17 protein-coding genes and 1 pseudogene are annotated in these 18,086 nt (G+C 51.1%); 9 read left to right on the top strand and 9 right to left on the bottom strand.

Features of this window, described 5'->3' with window-relative positions; all coding sequences use genetic code 11:
* Positions 1-57 precede the first annotated feature (57 nt).
* From ACO6S1_RS12375 to ACO6S1_RS12360, 4 genes are read left to right on the top strand one after another with little or no spacing between them, the layout of a single operon-like run.
* A complete protein-coding gene (locus ACO6S1_RS12375) occupies positions 58-903 on the top strand; it encodes an alpha/beta fold hydrolase (RefSeq protein ID WP_422342868.1) in 846 nt (281 codons plus the stop codon).
* Positions 900-1,301, top strand: coding sequence for a hotdog fold thioesterase (locus ACO6S1_RS12370; protein WP_422342867.1), 402 nt, complete (start codon positions 900-902; stop codon positions 1,299-1,301). The genes ACO6S1_RS12375 and ACO6S1_RS12370 overlap by 4 nt, the downstream gene beginning before the upstream one ends.
* Positions 1,302-2,420 carry an efflux RND transporter periplasmic adaptor subunit gene (locus ACO6S1_RS12365; RefSeq protein ID WP_089132079.1) on the top strand — a complete coding sequence of 373 codons (1,119 nt, stop codon included), beginning with the start codon at positions 1,302-1,304 and terminating at the stop codon, positions 2,418-2,420.
* A gap of 4 nt (positions 2,421-2,424) precedes the next feature.
* Complete coding sequence (locus tag ACO6S1_RS12360) at positions 2,425-5,532, top strand: efflux RND transporter permease subunit (protein ID WP_422342988.1); 3,108 nt, start codon at positions 2,425-2,427, stop codon at positions 5,530-5,532.
* 334 nt (positions 5,533-5,866) lie between these two features.
* Here the strand turns inward: ACO6S1_RS12360 and ACO6S1_RS12355 are convergent, their stop codons facing one another.
* The 6 genes from ACO6S1_RS12355 to ACO6S1_RS12330 all read right to left on the bottom strand — a co-directional run bounded on the left by ACO6S1_RS12355 (position 5,867) and on the right by ACO6S1_RS12330 (position 12,093).
* Complete coding sequence (locus ACO6S1_RS12355) at positions 5,867-7,060, bottom strand: hypothetical protein (protein ID WP_168820582.1); 1,194 nt, start codon at positions 7,058-7,060, stop codon at positions 5,867-5,869.
* Positions 7,057-8,091, bottom strand: coding sequence for a DUF4238 domain-containing protein (locus ACO6S1_RS12350; RefSeq protein ID WP_168820581.1), 1,035 nt, complete (start codon positions 8,089-8,091; stop codon positions 7,057-7,059). Before ACO6S1_RS12350 ends, ACO6S1_RS12355 begins: the two co-directional genes overlap by 4 nt.
* Positions 8,092-8,110: 19 nt before the next feature.
* Positions 8,111-8,797, bottom strand: coding sequence for a hypothetical protein (locus ACO6S1_RS12345; protein ID WP_168820580.1), 687 nt, complete (start codon positions 8,795-8,797; stop codon positions 8,111-8,113).
* A 234-nt stretch (positions 8,798-9,031) separates the two neighbouring features.
* Entirely contained in the window at positions 9,032-10,207 is a 1,176-nt protein-coding gene (locus ACO6S1_RS12340; RefSeq protein WP_168820579.1) for a tyrosine-type recombinase/integrase, read from the bottom strand.
* A complete protein-coding gene (locus ACO6S1_RS12335) occupies positions 10,194-11,282 on the bottom strand; it encodes a tyrosine-type recombinase/integrase (protein ID WP_246218638.1) in 1,089 nt (362 codons plus the stop codon). The genes ACO6S1_RS12340 and ACO6S1_RS12335 overlap by 14 nt, the downstream gene beginning before the upstream one ends.
* Positions 11,283-11,871: 589 nt before the next feature.
* Positions 11,872-12,093 (bottom strand): hypothetical protein, encoded by a 222-nt coding sequence (locus ACO6S1_RS12330; protein WP_173202931.1) that lies wholly within the window; start codon positions 12,091-12,093, stop codon positions 11,872-11,874.
* Positions 12,094-12,434: 341 nt separating this feature from the next.
* Between ACO6S1_RS12330 and ACO6S1_RS12325 the strand changes: the two genes are divergently transcribed.
* Positions 12,435-12,680: a DUF6437 family protein gene (locus ACO6S1_RS12325; protein ID WP_173202930.1), complete on the top strand. Its 246-nt coding sequence runs from the start codon at positions 12,435-12,437 to the stop codon at positions 12,678-12,680.
* Between the two features lie 88 nt (positions 12,681-12,768).
* On the opposite strand, the gene ACO6S1_RS12320 is transcribed toward ACO6S1_RS12325, so the two are convergent.
* Positions 12,769-13,158: a single-stranded DNA-binding protein gene (locus ACO6S1_RS12320; RefSeq protein ID WP_422342987.1), complete on the bottom strand. Its 390-nt coding sequence runs from the start codon at positions 13,156-13,158 to the stop codon at positions 12,769-12,771.
* 392 nt (positions 13,159-13,550) lie between these two features.
* Positions 13,551-13,690 (bottom strand): annotated as a pseudogene (locus ACO6S1_RS12315) (DUF6915 family protein); the annotation flags it as partial.
* Between the two features lie 195 nt (positions 13,691-13,885).
* Here ACO6S1_RS12315 and ACO6S1_RS12310 point away from each other — a divergent pair.
* The 4 genes from ACO6S1_RS12310 to ACO6S1_RS12295 are packed head-to-tail and all read left to right on the top strand — an operon-like array spanning position 13,886 to position 16,781.
* Complete coding sequence (locus ACO6S1_RS12310; RefSeq protein ID WP_422342986.1) at positions 13,886-14,638, top strand: hypothetical protein; 753 nt, start codon at positions 13,886-13,888, stop codon at positions 14,636-14,638.
* A complete protein-coding gene (locus ACO6S1_RS12305; RefSeq protein WP_422342985.1) occupies positions 14,638-15,837 on the top strand; it encodes a M48 family metalloprotease in 1,200 nt (399 codons plus the stop codon). Before ACO6S1_RS12310 ends, ACO6S1_RS12305 begins: the two co-directional genes overlap by 1 nt.
* On the top strand, positions 15,834-16,442 hold the full coding sequence (locus ACO6S1_RS12300) for a hypothetical protein (protein ID WP_173202928.1): 609 nt from the start codon (positions 15,834-15,836) through the stop codon (positions 16,440-16,442). The genes ACO6S1_RS12305 and ACO6S1_RS12300 overlap by 4 nt, the downstream gene beginning before the upstream one ends.
* A 6-nt stretch (positions 16,443-16,448) precedes the next feature.
* Positions 16,449-16,781 (top strand): excalibur calcium-binding domain-containing protein, encoded by a 333-nt coding sequence (locus tag ACO6S1_RS12295; protein ID WP_217271962.1) that lies wholly within the window; start codon positions 16,449-16,451, stop codon positions 16,779-16,781.
* A gap of 193 nt (positions 16,782-16,974) precedes the next feature.
* On the opposite strand, the gene ACO6S1_RS12290 is transcribed toward ACO6S1_RS12295, so the two are convergent.
* On the bottom strand, positions 16,975-17,925 hold the full coding sequence (locus ACO6S1_RS12290) for a DUF2493 domain-containing protein (protein WP_173202926.1): 951 nt from the start codon (positions 17,923-17,925) through the stop codon (positions 16,975-16,977).
* Positions 17,926-18,086 lie beyond the last annotated feature (161 nt).

Here is an 18,086-nt window from a genome sequence, read left to right as displayed (position 1 = left end):
ACAGCCTATAAAATCGGTATGGATCATGAAGAGAGCACCTTTACGGGCCACAACGGCTTGAAGATTAAGGCAAGCACGACTGGGCAAAAAACCGGCTTTCCGGTAATGCTTGCGCATGGCGGCGGGCAAACCCGTCATGCCTGGGCGAAGGTACTGGATGAACTCGCCAACGCTGGCTACCGCGCGACGGCCATCGATATGCGTGGCCATGGGGACAGTGAATGGGCATCAGATGGCGCTTACGATATGCGCGATTTTGCGCGTGATCTAATCGCTATTTCCAAGCAGCTTGAAAATCCTCCAGCGTTAGTCGGAGCGTCACTGGGCGGAATCGCGGGTATGATTGCTGCCGGTGAGCTTGCCCCTGCAAGTTTTAGGTCACTCACCTTGGTTGATATCGCGCCGAAGATGGAAGCCGTCGGAGTATCGAGAGTGGTCGGGTTCATGCAGGCCCACATGACAGATGGATTTTCCTCCCCAGAAGAAGCTGCCAAAATTATCGCCGAGTATATGCCACAGCGAGAGAAACGCACCGGCACAGGCAAGCTTGATCGATATTTACGCAAACGGGAAAACGGGCGATATTATTGGCATTGGGACCCCAATTTTATTCACCATGTGACGCACGCTCGGGACAACGCTGCCGAAGCAAAAGAGAATGGTTTCGACAGGTTAAGCGCTGCGGCTGCCAGGTTGACACTGCCGGTTCATCTCATACGCGGAGGTTCCAGCGACATGGTCTCTGAAGAAGCTGTGGCCCATTTCCAAACGCTGGTTCCTAGCGCGCTTTTAACCGACATTGCGGATGCTAGCCATATGGTCGTCGGTGACCGCAATGATGCGTTTTGTTCGGCGATAATCTCCTTTTTGAATGCGACCCACAATCGCGGTGCCGCAGCATGAAATATGATACGGAAAATCTTGCTGACGTAATGCAGATTGCGCCTTTCCATCGCTGGTTGGGTCTGAAAATTGTTCAGCAAAACAACGATCAACTGGAACTGGAAATGCCGTGGCGGGACGAACTCGTATCTAATCCCGTGATTGGAGCCGTGCACGGCGGCATATTGGCGTCTCTGATCGATTTAACCGGGCTTTATGCGATTATTGCTGCAGGGGGTATTGCCAGGGCGACCGTGGATCTGAGGGTAGATTATCATCGGGCAGCCACCAACGGCCCGCTTCGTGCAATTGGGCAGGTCGTGAAGCTAGGAAAAACCATAAGCACCGCAGACACCCGCATTTTAGATGATGATGATCGCTTGGTAGCCAGCGGGCGCGGGACATATTTGAGCACGTAAATGGGTGTCAAAAATATCATATTTCTCTTGTCTGTAGCCATGCTGGGCTTGGTTTCGGGCTGTGCGAACGACGATACTGCGAATGCCAATGATGATGACATTCAAACAAGCGCCGCATTCGAAGTAGACTTTCTGATAGCGAAGTCCGAACCTTTGGCCGATCCTGTCGAGGTTTTTGGAACGATTGCGGCCAAGCAGAGCAGCGCAATCGGCGCTCTCGTGGAAGGACCGCTTGAAACTATGTTTGTGACCGTCGGCGATAGGGTCAAAAAGGGCCAAGCGCTTTTCCAGATCAGGCAAGCAGATTATAAAAGACGGGTTGCGGAAGCATCCGCAGCGCTACGCCTGACGGAAGCGCAGGCGACACAGGCCCAGCGCCAACATGACCGCGTAATTGCGCTTTCCCCGCGAGGCTTTGTATCGAAAGCACAGGTCGAAAGGGTTGAAACAGACCTGGTCGTCGCGAAAGCGCAGGTATCTCAATCGCAATCGCTACTGGCCACGGCCAAACAGGCGCTGCGCGATACTGTTGCCCGCGCTCCATATAACGGCGTCGTTACAGCCAGATTGGTCGATGAGGGGTCCTATCTCAACAATCGCTTTTCGATGGGTGAACAATCTGCAGCCTTGCAACTACAGGAATTAGAAATAGTGGCAGCAATCGTCAGTGCTCCGCAGGCCCGGGTTGATGATTTCAAGCTCAACCAGAAGGCAAAAGTTTATATTGATGGCTTTGATGAGCCTTTCGACAGCTTTGTGTTCATCATCAATGACCGGGTTGACCCGGAATCCCGGACGGTCGAATTGCGATTGCCGATAAGAAACCCCAATTATCGAATCAGTAGCGGACTTGGCGTGCGCGCGCTTATCGAGACGCCGCCGGAATCCGCAATTATTCTTCCTAGATCAGCCGTGAAAGGTGATAGCGCAGCCGCATATATATTCCTGTTTGAGAAAGGCATCGCACGCCGAAGGGATGTAAAGGTCGAAAGCATAGATTTCGAACGGGTCAAGGTCACCCAGGGCGTCCGGACCGGCGAAAAAATCATCCAAAACCCACCATCCACTTTGCGCGATGGGCAAAAAGTAGAGCGCAAGCAAAGAAAGCCTGCACGGTAAGCTGATGTGGATTTCTGATGTCTCGATCCGGCGTCCCGTTTTTGCGACAATGGTGATTGCTTCGCTAGTCGTTCTGGGTCTGTTGAGTTTCGGGAGACTGGGTGTTGATCTGTTCCCCAAAATCGAATTCCCTTATGTTTCGGTAACAACGACTTTGCCCGGCGCGTCTCCAGATACGATCGAGACTGAAATCACCGACGTTATCGAGGAAGAGGTCAACAGCGTTTCTGGCATTCGGCAAATGCGTTCAGTCAGCGCCGAAGGCGTCAGTCAGGTCGTGTTGGAGTTTGAGTTGTCGGAAGATGCCGACGTCAAGGCCCAGGATGTCAGGGACCGGGTGGCCAGCATATTAAGCAATTTGCCGGAAGAATCGGACGCGCCTATTGTCGAAAAGCTTGATCCGGACGCAGCGCCGATACTGTCGCTGCTTATCGCAGGAGATGCGCCGGTCCGAGAACTCACGGTCTTTGCCGATGAGGTCGTTAAAGAGAGGCTTCAGCGTATTCGCGGCGTAGGTTCTATCTCCATTGTAGGTGGGCGCGAGAGAGAAATGCGGGTCTGGCTTGATCCGGCAAAAATGCGGGCAAGCGCTATTAGCACGGATAATGTCGTAGCCGCCTTGAGAAACGAAAATGCCGAGTTGCCGGGCGGCCGCCTTGAGATTGATGGTCGCAGCAAGCAATATGGGACCAGAACATTGGCGGAAGCCAATACAGCCTCGGAATTTGGCAATCTCGCGGTAGCATATCGGCCCAACGGACAGGTCACACGGGTCCGCGATATCGGTCGCGTGGAAGACTCGGTCGAGGATGAAACCAGCTATGCCCAATTAAATGGTCGCCCCGGGGTTGTGCTTGAGGTTCGCAAGCAATCTGGAAGCAATACCGTTGCAATGACCAGAGCAATCAAAGCGGAAATCGAGCAGATCAAGGACCAGCTGCCGAGCGGGGTTGAAATTGTTGTCACGAGAGAAACAGCGAGATTCATCGAATCGGCCATTGGTGATGTTTTGTTTGATCTGATGATCGCGGTGGTATTGGTTGTTTTTGTCACATTCTTTTTTCTGCTCAGCTGGCGGGCAACTTTTATCGTTATGCTGGCCATCCCGACTTCCGTTATTGCCACGTTCGCTGCCTTTGCCGCCTTCGATTTTACGCTTAATTTCATGACATTATTGGCCTTGACGGTCGCGATTGGATTGCTTGTTGATGACGCTATCGTCGTTGTTGAAGCCGTGCAAAGCGATGTCGATGAAGGCGCTGATCCAATGGAGGCCGCACCAAAAGCAACCAAGCGGGTCGCATTGGCGGTGCTTGCCGGGACATTTGCCACGTTGGCAGTGTTTGTGCCCATCGCCTTTATGGACGGATTAGTAGGACGCTTCTTTCTTCAATATGGTTTAGCGATTGTATTTTCGGTTAGCGTGTCATTACTGGTTGCGCTGACCTTGTCTCCTATGCTTGCCTCGCGCTTCCTCAAATCGGAAAAAGAAAAAACAGGCTGGTTAGGACAAATTGAGATCTTCCACGAGAATATGCGGAAGCGTTATGAAAAGCTTGTAGGTTGGTCGATCAGAAGACGATATCTCGTTTTTTTGGGAGCAATCATAAGCCTTTTGATCGGAGGTCTTTTTGCAGCAATGGTTCCTGCCACATTCATGCCACTCACAGATAGGTCAGAGTTCCTCGCAAGTGTTGAACTACCTTTGGGAACGGGGATTGAAACTGCTAAAGAGGCATCGTTGCTTGCCGACCAGGCATTGCGCAAAATTGAAGATGTAGAATATGTGTTTGTTACCGCTGGAGCAGGAACAAATCAGAAAACCAATCTGCTCGATTTTTATGTTGATCTCACACCTAAACAAGGTCGATCGGTCAAACAGGGTGCGATCATGGACCAAGCCCGTGAGATCCTTGCAAAGACGCTACCAGAAGCCAAGGATATATCCGCTGTAGAAGTGCCGTGGGTTTCCGGTGCCGGTGTGGGATCGGCTCAGATAGAGCTGATTATTTCGGGTTCTGATCTTACAACCATTAATGAATATGCCGGCATCTTGGCGGCAAAAATGCGCGCTTCGCCGGAATTGGTGGATGTTGCCTCTACTTATGAAGGCGGCAGACCGGAATTGCAGATTAGGTTAGACCGAAATCGGGCAGCAGATTTAGGGGTAACGGCGCGGGACGTCGCTGCAGCATCGCAGACTTTAATCGGCGGGAGAGACGCGGGAACATTTGAAGCAGAAGGTAGGCGCTATGATGTTAGAGTTCGAGTCGATGAAGATAAACGGCAAACTTTGAATGACGTTGCCCGGCTCCCCGTCCGATCAGGGAGCGGGAGTTTAATAGACTTGGCTGCAGTTGCAGATATTGAGGTTGCGGACAGCCCATCTCAGATTGATCGCGTAGACCGAGCCAGGCAAATCACAATCATGGCAAACACACCGCCCGGCGTAGCATTAAGTGTCGCTGTTGCTCAGGTTGACAAAATTTTGGCTAGTCATCCCCCACCTGAAGGAATGTCGACCAAAATGGAGGGTATGGCGCGGAGATTGGCAGACACGACTTCTGCTATATTGCTCGCATTCGCGCTCGCATTTATCGCCCTTTACATTGTCCTTGCCAGCCAATTTGACAGTTTCGGACAGCCTGTCCTGATAATGCTTACAGCCCCCCTTTCGTTTTCCGGAGCGTTTATTGCGCTTTGGCTTTCCAATCAGGAATTGAGCATGTTCGCCCAGATTGGTCTGATTGCGCTTATGGGAATTGTGATGAAAAACGGGATTCTTCTGGTAGACCTTGCAAATGATTATCGAAGGAATGGTATGAGCGCGGCAGATGCTATGCAAAAGGCCGCTCCCGAACGGCTCAGGCCAGTGTTAATGACGGCTTTGGCGGCAATTTTTGGTATGATGCCGGTTGCTTTTGCTCAGTCTGATGGCGCTGAATGGCGTAATGCGATGGGCTTCATCATTATGGGCGGATTAGCGACATCGACTTTTTTAACGCTGTTGGTCGTGCCTGCTGCTTATGCCTTGCCCGATGATTATGCTCGGCTAAAAACCCTAGTTCGCGCAAAGCTATCAGGAGAATTTTGGAAAGAACGCCGCGCTTAATCAACTTAGACATCGTAGTTGAGTTCTCATTTTCGTTTGACAATTCCAGCAATCCGATGACGAGCGCATATGATCGACAGAGCGAATAAGAGGTTGGTTTAATGTCTGCTTTCGGGATAAAGCGGAATCCGTCGGAACGTCCGACGTTGGGGCGCATTGAAGACGGACGCTCCTAGGCCGAATGCGGAATATCTGCTTTGGGGTCGCGAACCCAAACAGCTGACATTCGAAAACTGTCTGCTGCGGACGTTTCGGTTCGCAACCATCTATGACCGTTTACGATCCCATACCTGATATGTACTCAAAACCCATCGCTACGAATTAACTATATTTTTCAATCATTTACTTCCGTACCGTCTTCTTCGGTAAAGAAGCGCATCTCGAAGAGTTGTTCCTTGTCCGCCTTGTTTGTGGCGCGAACGCTGTGAAGACGGCCCGCTGGCAGATTATTGCGAAAATACTCGACTGACTGCCGAGCGGCCTCCATCGCCATCAACGTGGTTGGTTTCGTACCGGGCATCTGGATGTCGAGGCTTTGCTTTCGCAGCAAATCGTCCTCCGGAACTCTGAACTTGTATTCTACTAGCATTTTAACACTCGCTCCCATTTCATTGGCCTGCTGCTGATGCCGCTTCGCATATTCCTCATCGAACATTGGCGAAGCAGCATCGCTGGCAATCTTCTGGACAACGCCTATCCCGAGCCATGACAGTGCTTCGGCCTCGTCCTGCTTGGATTGGTCCCAGGCACCCTTCTTGTTCAGATTGCCGTGAAAATAGTGCCCGCGCGTCGAGATCAGGTGATCGATGACTTGCTCTCTGCTCGGACCGTCATTGATTAAAGTCAGCGTATCCGAAGGATGTTTTATAAGATCGGTTTTCCATTTCGACAGGGCATGATCGATCGCACCGCAAAGGGCTGCCGACTGGCTGAAGGATTCTTTCAGTTGCTTCGTTTTGAACTTACCTCCGCCATACAGCGCCTCGATCAGCAGGAATGCAAAACGATAGGAATCAATATAGCGCTTGGCGGCGAACGCCTCACGCGCCATCGACACCAGAGAAGATATGAAGTCCGGACCTTCGCTGTCTTCGGCGGCCATCAGGGCGCGCGTGAACAGATCATATGTCAAAGGGAGCGGCTTGCGCTCCTTCTTGCCTATCTGGAACGATGGCAAAACGATCTGCTCCTCTTCCTCGGGGGTCTCTGCTTCATGATAAATCGTCACAGCGTCGATACTGATCGACGTATCGAAAAAGCACTGGAGATAGGAAAAGGCCCGTTTGATATGGTCCCGAACGACGGGAACGAAAATATCATTACCAGTAATTGTGGCCTTCGATTTCTGATCCGGTGTGTCGATGACGGAAAACGCCATGCTGGCATCCATCCCGCTTTTGGTAAACTCAATCGCGGTAACAAGGTTGTTTTCTTCCACCAACTGGCATTCCCCGCCGAGCAGAGGTACCGGCCAATGATCCTCGACGCTGATGGCCCGGTCGAGGGGGAATACATAGCGGATTTTCATCCTACATCTCGCTCACGATGAGCAGCTGCCTCGCGCTCTTCGATCATCTCCTTGGCAACGCTGAAATCATCGTCAGGATCAATCACAAACCGATGCGCAAAAAAGGCTTGCATCGAATTGTAGCACTGAACCTGCTCGGGATCGACCGCAATGGACTGGCCTGCCCTGATACGTCTGATCATAGCATTAACCGGGTCAAGATCGCGACGCAGCTCCAAAGCGCTCTTCATTTGTTCGGCTGTGATTTCTCCCGCCCTTAGTTTTCCAAGCGCGTAGCTCGCTACCTCTTTATTGAAGGACTCGTCCGATGTTTTCATCATCTGACCCAGAACAGCCTTGTCGTAGGCGCATAAAAGGACATCGGAGGATATTGGAAGATAAATTTGAATGTAAGCCGCCCCAATACCAAGATGGCCTCTATACACAGTCCTAGGTTCGTCATTGTGAAGCACAACTGGGTGGTCTCCGATATAGAAAGATCGACCTTCGGGCGCTGCCATCAGAAAGAACTCTTTTTCAGCAATGATCTCGGCGTACTTTCCGAGGTGCTGAATCTGGTGCCGAACGTGTTCAGTCTTCAAACCTTCCTCATCCAGATTCATCAACCCGTCCACTTTCGCAGGATCGAAGCCCATTCGTCTCACGTGGCTTCGCATTTGCTGATCCAGCCGTTCGGGCATCAATCGCATGCCTTTCGTTCTGATGAATTGGAAAGCGATCAAAGAGGCTAAGCTTCCAATTTCTTCTTGAGTCCGCTCCAGCGTTTTCTCTATCCTAATTCGTTCGACAATAGGTGCTAGTTGTGCCTCTATTTGACTCGTCCATGGCTCGATTGTGGCCAATATATCTTCATCAACCCAAAAATCATTGAAGCGGCGTTCCCCCATGATGTTGTCGATGGAAGTAGGAAACGATCTTTGTTCATTAAGATCGAGTACGTGAACTTGCTCTTTGGCGGCCCTCTTTCGATCCTTGCTTAGGAAACCTCTCAGTAAGAGTTTGGGCACATAATGCTGATGCTGAGCGGTCACCGAGATACCTATTTTCTTTTCAATTGTTCTTTGTTTCCTGATCTAACCAAAAATTGCAGCTAAAGTTGTTTAAATAGCGATCGTGGGAGCTTGGCTTGGCCTCGAACGTTTCTGGCATCCTGGCCGGATCACCCTCAGATTTGAGAAACTCTCTAACTGCGTGCAGGGCTTGCATTCGGAGCGTTTCCCAATGACCATACAACTTTTCTTGGCGTTCGCGCTCGACTTTGGCAGCGCTGGGCTTTCGCTTAGGTTGTGGGCGGGTGTAGTCGGGTCGCATGTCAACATTGTGGAAGAATTGAATGGAACCATAGAACCAAGGATCTTGAATCGTGCGGCGACACTGATAATTGACCCGCACGTCAACCTTATCTGAGAAGGAGTGCGGTGGAATGATCGCATCATCGAGTAAAATCAATTGTGTCTCTTTTTCTTGATCCTCTAAGCGCCGCCTCATTTCGCGCACGGCGGATGTTAGGTCATGACCAGAACTCCACGCTTGGGTGTGAGTCTCAGAGCGCTTTTTGGCAGCCTTAGCTTTGGCAAAATTTTCTAAATCTCGTTCGAATTTCCGAAGTTGCCTTGTAATGTACGGGCCACAGCTCAAAAGACCCAAATCGTATAGTCCACCTGAAGATGCCCGGTCCAATGCTTCACGAATACATTGGTCAATCTTTTGAAGGTCAAGCGCTTTGATCGCGCTCATTTCGTGTCTAGAAATATATAGGTTGCTCATCCTGCTATCACCGAAGTTGTATTCTGAAACCTGCTCAAAGCAATCGCTGCCAATTAGGTTGGATTTCTAAATCTTAATTTGGGTAATTTTGATCCTAGCGCTATGGGAACAATAAGGGAACGGAAAAATGTGAGCTATGGAGGTAAGCTTGGGTGACGCTCTTGGTCCGAGATTTGGGCGTAAAGCGGATATTCGATTGGTTCGCTAATGGAATAGGTTGTTTCCCACTACATCCCCTATTCGATTACTCGCTTCCAGCAACGTAGCATCATCAAGATGAGCGTAGCGTTGTGTAGAATTGATCGCTGCATGCCCCAACAACTTTCCAATCATCGGCAGCGTCTCTGATCCCCGCGCAGCAAAACTGGCATAGTTATGTCGTAAATCATGAAGCCGCACATCCTTTAGGCCAATTTCCTCTCTGAAATTCGCCCAAAAACACCCGACCGCGCCACCGGGCCTTTTCTGTTCCATAGGAAACACCCGCGCCTCACCTTTCTGGCGCGGGATGCTTGCAATAAGCGCCTGCGCATCTTTCCCAAGCCAGACGATACGCGGCCCAGTCTTACTGTCCTTCAGCTTCAGGCGGCGTCCATGCACCTCCGACCATTTGAGATTGACGATCTCCCCTCGCCTGCAACCAGTCAGAGCCAACAACATGATGATCGTCGCGATCATCGGCTCGTCTTTGCGGGCTTCGATAAGCGCCTTTCCCAATCGTGCCGCTTCTTCGGGCGTCAGGAAGCGCTCGATCTTGCGTCCCCGATTGCGTCTGATCGCATTAAACGGATTGCTGTTTTCCGGAAGATATCCCCACTGCTCGGCTTTGTTGAACATGGCGCGCAAAATTTCACTGGCGCGGTTGGCCGCGCCCGGCCCTGCTGCGCGGGATAGCTGCGCGTGCCAACGGATGGCATCGGCAGGTTCAATCTCATCAAGAAATTTGCTTTCGAAGGCCTTGTTCAAATGCTTGCCGCGATAGAAACTCTGAGTCTTTCGTGTCGATGGCTTCCAATTGGGCGATGAAGTTTCCCAATAATATTCCAGAAACTGCTGATAGCTGGGCATGTCATGAGAGCGCTTCTTTTCATCCGCTGGGTTCATTCCAAGCTCAATGCGCAAGATAAGACGCCGTGCGACGTCCTTTGCCACCGTTTCACTGATCACCGCAGCATTGGCAATCGTGACCGTGCGCTGCCGTCCGCTTATGCGCATTTGCAAGATATAGACCTTTCTGCCTGACGCATGTTTGCGCACACCAAAGCCAGGAACGACTTTGTCAAAGACTGTTTTGCGCTCCGGTTTGCCGAATTTATCAAACCGGTTTTCAACGCGGGCAAGCTCTTCGCCAATGACGCGTTTCAGATCATAGCTGGTCATGAGAAATCCCCATCTGAGACGCGAGGCCGGAACAGACACGTTCGGCAGATTCACAGATCACATCATCTGCCAGATGCGCATAGCGCGCTGTAGATTCCGGAAGAGCATGGCCGAGTAATTTTCCGATGATAGCCAGCGGAATGCCATCTGCAATGGCAGTCGAAGCAAAGCTGTGGCGCAAATCGTGAAGTCTCACATCGGGAAGCGCGGCGCGCTTTCTTATTTTATGCCAGTACTGGCTTAGGTTGATTGGGTCGCCTGACCTTGTTGCCTGAAAGACAAAATCATCCGGCTTGCCCTGTTCAAGCGCATTCAGCACATCAACGGCTTGTCTGTTCAAATAGATGGTCTTGGGACCGGTTTTGCTATCGGGCAGCACGAGGCGCGGTATTTGAATATAGCGCCAGCGCAGCGTTTCGATTTCGGAGGCTCTGGCTCCGGTATAAAGAAGCATAAGGATTGCCGGAACAACATCCGGGTTGGGAAGTTCAGAATCTGCCAATACCCTGCCCAAGCGCTTATATTCAATTGGCGACAGATAGCGTTCCGGAAGGTCGCGCTTGTAGCGGGATACGCCGCGACAGGGATTTGTTCCCTTGGGCCGGTGACCCAATTGCTCGGCATAGCGCATCATTACAGACATTAGTGGGATGGTACGATTGAAAACACCGGTCCGCTTGGACAGCGCATCGCGCCATCGGTTAATATCTACGCGTTCGATCTGGTCAATCTGCATCTTTCCAAATACCGGCACTAACTCCCGCGCAATATATCCCTGACAGGCCTTTTGCGTTGTTGGCTTCCAGTGCTGCGCATAGTCGCGCCAGAACTCGTGAACATACTCATCAAATCTGGGAACATATTTTTGCTTTGGTTTTGTGGGCAGCCCAACAAGCGCAGCCTCCGCAATCAGCTTCCTTGCTTCGGCTCTTGCAATATGAGCTGGCACCGCCCTTGCCGCGCCCAACGTTTTCATCCGCTGCTGTCCGCGATACCTATATTTGACGACCCATGTAACTTTTCCGTTTGACCGCTTGCGCAATCCAAATCCGGGAAGTTCAATATCCCATGTCACGCCAACCTTGAGCGAAGTGCGCCTTGCGACATTACCGTCCAGCTTTAGGCGTATGGTCTTTCTGCGACGGGAGACCCCCTGTAATTTTGACCCAGCTAACTGCTGGTCATTTGAGGAATCATGTTTGCGAGTTTTATGCCGTTTTCCATTCATTCATGCAATCTAGATTGCGTACGGTGTGCACCTTATGTTCTCATCCCGGTATGATGCTTCCAGATAATATTCTTGATCAATTCAGGTGGAGTTATGCCACGTGGATAGCATGGACAAAAGCGTGCGCTGGTGCACGGCATCAGCGCTCCACAAACACCCCAATGACCAGAATTTAATACTGAGACATTTGCAAAATATATTGGCAGCGGAATTGGAGTTCCACTGCCCTCAATGCACCCATTTGGGTGTTTTCAATATCAATGCCAGCCCGGGTCGCAAATGGCTAGAATCGATACGGAAATTCGATATTGTTTTCTCGAGCCTCTTACGCCCAGTTGGGTCTGTATGATTGTATCAATTCGCCGCGACGGCCTATCAAACATGCGAATAAAAAGAGGCAGAGACCGTTTCCGGCCCCTGCCCTTTTTTTTGGCCTTCAGAATTCATCCAGCAACGCGCCGTGCACGGTATGGACAACCCTGTTCATTGCCCAAGCCGGAAGCGCGTTATAATCTCCCTCATCCAAGGCTATGTAGCCCTGGTCGTCGTCCTCAACCACATGCTGATCGAAGAAGCTGTGAAGCGCCCTTAGTTCCGCTGTTTCTACCGCCGCAAAATAACTCTGTGCATCAAATACAGTATCAATTGCCTGTGTCATATCTACCTCCTGAAATTTGTCAAAATTGACAGAAGGTCTGGTGATGCGTGGAGGGCTGCCGGGTCACAGGACCGGCTGGAACAGGCGGCCGCGAAGCGGCGATGGGGGAAACGATTTTATTGGTGCGGAGGCGCAGCCGTAGCGCCAATAAAATGGTGGGGCCCCGTCGTCCTTTACGCGGTAGGCCTTCGCGCATCATGCTTGGACTTCAAGTGAGAATACCCTCTCCAAACCCATATTGGACCGTCCAGATAATATTCGCAAAAAAACCGTTTTCCTACAGGTGGGGAACTATGCCACTATGAAATTTCAAGGGGTCATAACTGAGAAAAGGAAATCTCATGACCAGAAAAACCGGCGCTATTGCCGCACTCAAGAAACTCGAAGCCGACCGTGAAAAGCTGAATCAAAAACAGCGTGAACTGGAAGCGAAAGCAGCCACCGAACTCGGGCGCGTGTTGCTTGGCACCGGTGTGGAGAGCTTTGGCACCAAGCATCTGAGGCGACTTGCGATGGCGCTTAGCGAACTGGGCGTAGAAGAGGCGTTCAATAGGCTCGGAATTTCAAACTATCCGGCGGCCAAATGAGCTGTCGCTCTTACCATTAGGAAATAAAAGAAAAGGCCCCGCCGGGGAAACCGGCGAGGCCTGAACGGTTTACGATGAGGATCTCTAATCACTCATCGATATCGGGGGCATCCTTGTTATCCTGAGACGCGCCGCGGGTGAGAAAATCTACCTTGTCGGCAAGGATTTCGCAGCCATAGCGTTTGATACCTTCACCATCTTCCCACTGGGTAGAGTGGATACGGCCTTCGATCGAAACCATCTGGCCCTTCGTGCAATACTGCGCAACGTTCTTGCCAAGTCCGTTGAAACAAGTGACGCGGTGGAATTCTGAATCCTTGACCGTATAGCCATTGTCGTCCTTGTAGGTCTTGCCTTCGCTGTTGCGGGCGGGCCGGTCGGTTACAACCGAAAGGTTGGTAACCGTTGTTCCGCCGTTAGTTTCACGGCTTTCTGGCTCGCGGGTAACACGTCCAACCAAAAGTGTAATGTTCGTCATGATATTTCTCCTGATATTCTCAAACCGGACCATTCCGGCTTGCGAACTGACGACAAGAAACAGGGAGAAGCGGCATTGCACCGAGAGGCGCATCAGCGCCGAAGGGAAACGGGCTTTGACCGGGAGGTGCGGGCAGCACCTGAAAGGTGCAACACGGCCGGTAACAAAGCCGGTTGTAATGCCGCTGACCTGGTTCAGGAAGGTTCGCGAAAAAGCCGAATTGGCTCCCGGTTGATTGCCATTCCAGGAGAACTGACGCGCTGGTGCTTTGGAGAGGTTGTTTGCAACTTAAGCCACAAACATCTGACGGCAGATCACAAAACCATGATCGGCAAACACTCACGCAACATTGGTCAGAGCTGAGGGTGTATCTGCGGCACAGTCATCAGCTATTACGCCGCGATATCTTGTTCAATCGAAACAAGTTTGGGTTGCCCGCGCATCATCCAGGCCTTTGGTTCGATCAGCCGCGCCCAGTCTGCAAAGGAGGAAATGGTACCCAAATCTCCATGACATGTTGATCTCCAGTCAAATGAAACAGTCAGAGCCGAAAAAGAGCAGAGCTGATTGAGATCCAATCGAAAGGAGTTCGATCAAACTTGTGTTCACCCCGGTTTTTTGACTAACGATCGTTTTTGGAAAACCATCGAAAGTAATTGGAACTATACTTTAAATCTGTCATAGTTGTTAAACGGGATGGCACTTTGACATTCTATTGGGGGGTATTATGCAGCGCATTATTTCGCGTTTGTTGGCAGCGTGTCTAGCAATTTCGCTTTTCTCTTCTCAAGCAATGGCGCAAGAACGTACGGCCATCAAACAAGGCTTTGAGCTGGCCGCAAACAGCGGCAAAAAAATACTCATCTTCAGACCTGCCGTGAGCGTTGGTGCACAATCAACAGGCGGTCTTTTTGAACCCAATGCAGAATGGACGGAAGAAGCGAAGAAAAACATCGCGATTGCTTTGGCTGAGTTACAAGCTGGCCTAGGGAATGAAGTCATTGAGGCGCCTGAGGCGTACGAAGAAGACGCACGAAACCTTCAGGAACATATGGCCCTGTTTTCCGCGGTTTCACAATCTGTGATCAACTATCAGTTTTTTGTTGGCAATAGGCTTCCTACAAAGAAACGGGACAACAAAGCCGATATCTTTGAATGGTCATTGGGAGGCGGAGTTTCTGAGCTTCCTGGCGCGTCTGAGGCAGACTACGGTCTGTTTATCTATAACAAGGATGCATACGGATCGACCGGGCGCAAGTTGTTTCAGATAGCGGCTATGCTTACCGTTGGTGCAGGGGTTACTTCCGGCGAACATCACGGCTTTGCGGGTTTAGTCGATTTGAAAACAGGCGATTTGCTCTGGCTCAATGCCGATTTTGCGATGGGCGGCGATGTTCGTAAGCCTGAAGGAGCACAAAAGCGTGTCAAACAGCTACTCGAAGAGTTTCCCGGTAGCGAAGTAGTAGCAGAAGAAAAATAATGTACAGCATTGCAATGCGCCTTAATGTTCTATTGCTCGCACTAACTCCGTCAATCGTTCTCGCAGACGCGCCTCCATTGCCTCCACCCTATGAAGGGGTCTATCAGCCGCAGGGGGTAGATGAGGTTGGTTTTTGGCAGAGGGATGATGAAAGTGAGCGCGCCCTTAACAATTCGCCAATAGTCATTAGAGATGAAAAACTGAACACCTATCTGAAGCAAGTGTTGTGTGAAGCTGTTGGTCCGGATCGTTGTGGAAGCACTCGCATCTATGTTCTTAGAGAGCCAATCTTCAATGCGTCGATGTCGCCCAACGGTACCATGCGAGTGTTTAGCGGTCTCCTTTTGCGTGTACGCAGCGAGGCCGAGCTTGCATCTGTTTTAGGGCATGAGTTTGGGCATTTTGAAAAAAGACATAGCTTGGAGCGATTCAAATCTGCTCGATCCGGTTCAGATCTCCTAAGTTGGGCGAGTTTGTTAGCAAGTATGTCACCCAGCTATCAAACCCGTTCGTCTTTTCAGAATTTGGAGTTTTCGGTTTACGGCAACCTCTATCGCTTCAAGCGGGATCAAGAGAGAGAAGCCGATCTATTGGGATTGAGCTATCTGAATGGCAGTAATTTTCGCCCTCAAGCCGCTTCGGAGGTTTGGCTTAACTTGATGGGAGAATATGAAGCATCCGCAAGAGTGAGGGGTTTGAAAAAGCCTCGTTTCAATAGAATTGCTTTCACTGCATCGCATCCACCACAAGCCGAACGCGCCGAATATTTGTCAGACTTAGCTGACTCCGAAGGTGCAGAGCGGGATGACGGGGCTGACCGATATCGCGAAGCGCTGGCCGACTGGATTCCTAAATTTTTGAATGATCAAATAGGTTTGAATGACTTTGGCGGTAGTGAGTATATTATAAACTCGCTTGCCGAAAAGGGATGGACAGCCGACCTTTGGTTCGCGCGCGGCGAGCTATATAGGTTGCGCGGCAATCAGCGTGACTTGGTGAATGCCGTAAATTTCTATCGGGAAGCAATTGTTCTAAATCCCGAAATGGCCGATGCCTATCGGGGCTTAGGGTTGTCCCAATTGAAAACTGGACAACGAACTGATGGGCAGGCTGCATTGGCGCAATACCTAGCGCTAGAACCAGATGCTTCTGATGCTCCAATGATTAGCATGCTTCTTCCGAAGGAGAAAACAGAGTGAGTACTGTAAAAAAGGCGTTATCGGTCTTTTCTGGCATACTGATGCTATCTGCATTGCTGATGACATCCCCAGCGGCGGCGAATGGTTACCGAGAACAAGGTAAAACCGTAAAAGTTGCAAAGTCCAACCTTCACGTAACTCCGCCCCAAGACTGGAACAAATTGGGTCGCAGACCTGGGAAAAATGCCGAAACATGGACGCTTGATGGCGAGCAGCTGAATGACGTTACATTTTACGGCGGAATTGCTCCAGGAAAGCCCCTCGTTAAGGAACGCAACAAGAAGCGAGAGCCGCTTCCCAAAATGAAGAAGGATGCGCTACTCATTGATGTTCCAGAACTGCTCGAAGGCACCTACCGTGCTTACAAACAGATCGGCATTTTTAAGCTTGCGTCGACTGAGCCAACTGAATTTCTCGGATTGAACGGCGTGAAGTTCACATACGAATATGTTGATGCCGACAATCTGACCAGATTGGGGGAAGCGCGCGCGGCTATCGTTGAAGGTGAGTTGTATATGGTCACGTTTGACGCTCCACGATTACACTACTTTGCCAAGGGGCTGGATGCCTTCCATGCTTTGGTAGAAACAGCGAAGTTGCTCTGAGGCGGAATGACATTCCAATGTACAATCCGAATTAGTCGTACGTTGATAATTGGCACAATATCGGCATTTGTTATGACATTCCTGATCCCTACGCTGGCTGTAAATGCTCATGGCGGCAGAACAGCAGCCGATGGTTGTCATAACGACAGAAAGAACGGCGGTAGACATTGTCACGGCGGCGGCTCTGCAAAACCATCGGCGGTTCGTTCTCAGCCAAAAGCTGATTACTATCCGAACTGTGCAGCGGCAAGGGCAGCAGGTGCTGCTCCGGTCCGTCGAGGACAACGCGGGTACGGTTCGCATTTGGATAGAGATAATGACGGCATCGGTTGTGAGTAAGTATAAGTTGGTAGGATAGAATTGAACCAAACATGCCATTGCCCTCAAAGGCGTAACTACCGCTCGATATAGCAATCACAAATAACTTGTACCCGTCTAGTTTTGCCATTTGGATGTCATTCCCTTACGGGTTTATACAAACTTAAAGCGCCCCTTCGATGTTCAAATACATCCATGATTGCTCCTGTGAAGCTCAGCCGGTGGAAGATGTTGCCTTTGGAAAAGCTCCAAGCGGTCCGCGCCGATCCACAACCGTGATCCGGCGTGATTTGGCTTCGATTACCAAACGTTCCAATACACCGTTTCCCGGAAATGCAATGACGTAGCGAGGACGAAGATTCAGCATCTGCTCGTTGCGCTTAAATCCAGCGCGTGCGCCCAGTTTGCGATTGAGCGAAAATGTAAGCTGCGCAACGCCGCGCCGTTCGGCCCAGGATGCCGCAAGACCATCTGCGCCTTTACCGTCACCGCCGTGCACCAGCACCATGTCCGGAACAGCATCAAAAACTTTGTCGAGTGTGGCCCAGACATTGTTCGCAAACGTCTTGGCATCTTCGATATCCGCCTGCTTGGTGCGACCGCCAGCAAAGATAATGGGCGTACCTTCAGGCATCAGGGCCTTGCGCTTGCTTTCACTGCGCGCACGCAGAAAATCGCGGCCATGAATGACAGCTGATGTGAGCATAGCGCCGTGATTGGCGCGCGAACTCGACACAGGCTTCCACGAGGAACGGATTTCTTGCAGATAGAGCGATGCAGCAACCTCCCGCATTTCTTCAAAGGCGATCATCGAAGCTTCTGCAGCTTGTGCGCGTTCGATCTGCTCTTCGAGATTGGACGTATGCACTTCCGAGCCATCGGCATTTGCGACCAATACGCGAACTTCATCCGATGCTCGGTCGAGCTGCTTTGCTTTTTGCATCGCCGAACGGTGGAAGAGATTGACAAAGCCCCAGGCCAGGCTCTCTGCATCGGCTTCAAGGGCGGTATCGGTGAACATCGCGAACAGGTCGGACCAGACGGCAGCTATGGTTTGCGAGATCGCGTCGTGCTCTGGAAAATCTGCCGGTTCAAAGGGTGATTGTTTTATAGTCAATCCGGAAAGATCGAGCCCGGAAAGAGATTGGGTAAAATTATTGTCCATGATGTTTCTCCTGATAAGCGGCAAGCAAGCGACGATCCGCTTTCCGCGAGGAGCCCGGCAGGACCGGCGGGACGACAAGCGCACCGCCAAAGGCGGGAAACCTGCGGGGGCAAGGCTGGCGCGGGCCACACGGGCCGCAGCCCGCGCGGGTTGCGCTTGGC

Origin of the sequence: Parasphingorhabdus sp., assembly GCF_965233695.1 — a bacterium.
Taxonomy (GTDB): domain Bacteria; phylum Pseudomonadota; class Alphaproteobacteria; order Sphingomonadales; family Sphingomonadaceae; genus Parasphingorhabdus.
Note: the sequence above shows the minus strand (reverse complement) of the source record. Positions and strands in the feature narration are given on the sequence as shown.

What these genes read in the sequence shown, in the direction of transcription:
- ACO6S1_RS12360 (WP_422342988.1), top strand. Translation starts at nt 2,425, where the DNA reads ATGTGGATTTCTGATGTCTCGATCCGGCGTCCCGTTTTTGCGACAATG.
- ACO6S1_RS12310 (WP_422342986.1), top strand. Translation starts at nt 13,886, where the DNA reads ATGCAGCGCATTATTTCGCGTTTGTTGGCAGCGTGTCTAGCAATTTCG.
- ACO6S1_RS12345 (WP_168820580.1), bottom strand. Translation starts at nt 8,797, where the DNA reads ATGAGCGCGATCAAAGCGCTTGACCTTCAAAAGATTGACCAATGTATT.
- ACO6S1_RS12290 (WP_173202926.1), bottom strand. Translation starts at nt 17,925, where the DNA reads ATGGACAATAATTTTACCCAATCTCTTTCCGGGCTCGATCTTTCCGGA.
- ACO6S1_RS12340 (WP_168820579.1), bottom strand. Translation starts at nt 10,207, where the DNA reads ATGACCAGCTATGATCTGAAACGCGTCATTGGCGAAGAGCTTGCCCGC.
- ACO6S1_RS12365 (WP_089132079.1), top strand. Translation starts at nt 1,302, where the DNA reads ATGGGTGTCAAAAATATCATATTTCTCTTGTCTGTAGCCATGCTGGGC.
- ACO6S1_RS12370 (WP_422342867.1), top strand. Translation starts at nt 900, where the DNA reads ATGAAATATGATACGGAAAATCTTGCTGACGTAATGCAGATTGCGCCT.
- ACO6S1_RS12330 (WP_173202931.1), bottom strand. Translation starts at nt 12,093, where the DNA reads ATGACACAGGCAATTGATACTGTATTTGATGCACAGAGTTATTTTGCG.
- ACO6S1_RS12355 (WP_168820582.1), bottom strand. Translation starts at nt 7,060, where the DNA reads ATGAAAATCCGCTATGTATTCCCCCTCGACCGGGCCATCAGCGTCGAG.
- ACO6S1_RS12295 (WP_217271962.1), top strand. Translation starts at nt 16,449, where the DNA reads ATGACATTCCAATGTACAATCCGAATTAGTCGTACGTTGATAATTGGC.
- ACO6S1_RS12325 (WP_173202930.1), top strand. Translation starts at nt 12,435, where the DNA reads ATGACCAGAAAAACCGGCGCTATTGCCGCACTCAAGAAACTCGAAGCC.
- ACO6S1_RS12305 (WP_422342985.1), top strand. Translation starts at nt 14,638, where the DNA reads ATGTACAGCATTGCAATGCGCCTTAATGTTCTATTGCTCGCACTAACT.
- ACO6S1_RS12320 (WP_422342987.1), bottom strand. Translation starts at nt 13,158, where the DNA reads ATGACGAACATTACACTTTTGGTTGGACGTGTTACCCGCGAGCCAGAA.